This is a genomic window from Dietzia sp. DQ11-44, from assembly GCF_014145205.1.
Classification (GTDB): Bacteria; Actinomycetota; Actinomycetes; order Mycobacteriales; family Mycobacteriaceae; genus Dietzia; species Dietzia natronolimnaea.
Genome location: NZ_JAALEC010000455.1, coordinates 1 through 2,370, shown reverse-complemented (window position 1 = coordinate 2,370; position 2,370 = coordinate 1). Strand labels below are relative to the sequence as shown.

Below are 2,370 nucleotides of genomic sequence, written 5' to 3'. Positions count from 1 at the left end.
GACGAGCTGGTGGACCGAATCCGACAAGCGGCCGACCAGGCAGGCGAGATGCATTTCCTCGAGCTGATGCGCTGGCACCGCGTAGTCGCCGGCCTCCCCGAACCCGACTGGGGAGCCCGCGGCGTCTACCGACTCGCCGTCACCGAGCTAGGCGAAGACAGGGCCGCCGAGCTACTGCACGACCTGCGACGACTGGCCCGTAACCCCCGCCGCTACCGCAACGGCGCCGACGGTAAACCCCGCTACAGAGTGGGCCGCACCGTTAGCGACCAGCACCGCCGCCAGCAATCGATTCGATGAGGCCGGCATCATGCCGGTCCAGGGTGCGAACATTATTAACCGCCCGCGACACCGGACGGGTCCGCAGTGTCGCCGCGACCGCTCGGGACTCGGCATCAAGCAGGTCGAGCAAGTCGGAGGCCTGGTCCTTGGCGATCTTCTCCGGGGACAGCCAGGTGTCCCATGCTCCAGGGGTCAGGAATGCCGGCATCCTGTCGTGGACCTCGCCAGCCGCGTCTTCCCCGGTGCGGGTGATGATCGTGAACGTCGTCTGCCACTCGGCGTCATCACCCTCTCGGTGAAAGGCGAGTAGGCCGGCAGCGAGCAGGAGCTCGTCGCCTGGGGCGTGGACGTAGCTGGGGTTCTTGACCTCTTTGCCGTCCTCGAGGGCCTCTTGCCACTCGTAGTAGCCCGTCATCAAAACTGCGATTCGGGCGGAAGCGAACGCCGAGCGGAACATTCCGTTGGTTGCCACGCCCTCGAGGCGAGCATTGATCGGCCGTGGGCCCTTCTCCTTGGCCCAGGACGGGCGAAAGCCCCATGTCGGTAGGGACGCCTCACGCACCCGCTGATCGCCGATCGAGCGATCCCGGATGACTGGAGCCCGCGTACGGGGAGCCACCGAATACGCCGGCGGCCACTCGAAACCAGGATCGACCCCATCCAAATCGAGGTCCCCAACCAGGGCCGAGCCGGAGATAGCTACCGAGTACCGACCACACATGCCGAGACAGTAACAGTGGGAGCTCTAATCGACCGCTGACCAGCAGACATGACGGAACGCAACTTATCGGCGGCCCTACCCTGGCCAGTGGCTCTTGTACGCACTTGAGGTGCGCTGGAGTGAGCTTGGCCCAGACTGGTTCCATGGCGGGCAGCCGTTTATGACGTTGTCTTGTGGAGTTCGCCGGGCCTCTCTAGTTGTGCTCTAGAGCTTCATTTTCGCTTCGTCGGGATTGCGGCCATGCTCCCAGTGACTGCCGGTACTCGGGGGCTTCGGCTGTCTCGACGAACTCGAGGATGTTCCCGACGCGTTGCAGGAGCACGTCACGGACCTCACTGGGAGTGGCGAAGAAGAATTCCTTGCGTGGGTTTGCCTGGTTGAGAGCTCGGTCCGCAAAGTGCTTGTGTAGGTCGTTCTCGAGTGTGACCGCGTCTTCGGAAAAGAACAGCGCATGGACGTCGAAACGAAACGGTACGGAGGCTCCGCTAAGTTCTGCGATGCGCTCGGCGGGAGCGAGGCGGCGAGTCAACCCGATCTTCACTACTCCTGCCCCGAATGCGCCTTCGTTAGAGATCACGTAGATGTAGCCAGCTCGGATGTTGGCGGCGCGGTAGTCGTTCTGCTCGATTGCCTGGTCAACAGCAGCGAGCCGGGCGATGAGGTCCGCGTCGTCGCGCCCCTGGGTGCGGAGAGATTCCAATGCGTTGGCAAGGTGTGCACGTTCTTTGTCCAGCCGGGAGCGTTCTTCTTCTAGCTCTCGTTGGACGCGTGCCTCCTCACGAAGCCGAGCCCGTTCTTCGCGGGCTGCTTCGCGTTCTGCCTGCTTCTTCATCAACCAGTCGGCGGTGAGTTCAATCTCTTCAACGCGCAACGCATGGAATGCGTCGTCGATGCGCATTTCCATCAGTGCTCCGAGACGCGCGATGGCGGTCCGCGATGCCTCGAGCCGACGTTTTGCGGTGTCGACGTTTCCTGCCCGCAAGGAACGGATGACGTTGTCAGCTTCGGCGTTGTATGCGCGCAGCATTAGCTTGCCCAAGTCCGACGTCATGCGACGTCCCTGGGCGAGTGAGTTGTTCAGTGTGAAGAGATCGGACTTCACAATGGCTCGGCTCTCGCGGATTGAGTCGGCGATCCGGGCTTCGAGCTCCTTAAGGCGCTCCTTGTACGCGGCGGCAGACTCCAGCGGATGATGGTAGCGATAGATACCTGCTGCTTGCAGAACGCGGGCATCGTCGAGATCGATCGGTCGCTCCCCTTCACGAGCAGCCAATGCGCGGCGCAATTCGGCATTCTCGGCTTCCAAGAAAGCGATTCGCGCGTTCGGGTTTTGTTGGGGATTGGCCTGCTGCGGTGATCTCGGACGG

At 62.7% G+C, this 2,370-nt stretch carries 3 protein-coding genes; 1 reads left to right on the top strand and 2 read right to left on the bottom strand.

Going from position 1 to position 2,370, the window contains the following annotated elements:
- The coding region (locus tag G6018_RS17145) for a hypothetical protein (protein WP_206685265.1) at positions 1 to 300 on the top strand (300 nt) is incomplete at its 5' end.
- Here G6018_RS17145 and G6018_RS11770 read toward each other — a convergent pair.
- Both G6018_RS11770 and G6018_RS11765 read right to left on the bottom strand, forming a co-directional pair.
- Positions 263 to 1,003, bottom strand: a complete 741-nt coding sequence (locus G6018_RS11770; protein ID WP_107746572.1) for an SOS response-associated peptidase — start codon at positions 1,001 to 1,003, stop codon at positions 263 to 265. The genes G6018_RS17145 and G6018_RS11770 overlap by 38 nt on opposite strands.
- A 193-nt stretch (positions 1,004 to 1,196) precedes the next feature.
- Positions 1,197 to 2,370 (bottom strand): DUF4041 domain-containing protein (locus tag G6018_RS11765; protein ID WP_241732073.1); only part of this gene is annotated, 1,174 nt, incomplete at its 5' end.

Bases quoted from the DNA above. Each gene is read 5' to 3' on its own strand.
- G6018_RS11770 (WP_107746572.1), bottom strand. From the start codon at position 1,003: ATGTGTGGTCGGTACTCGGTAGCTATCTCCGGCTCGGCCCTGGTTGGG.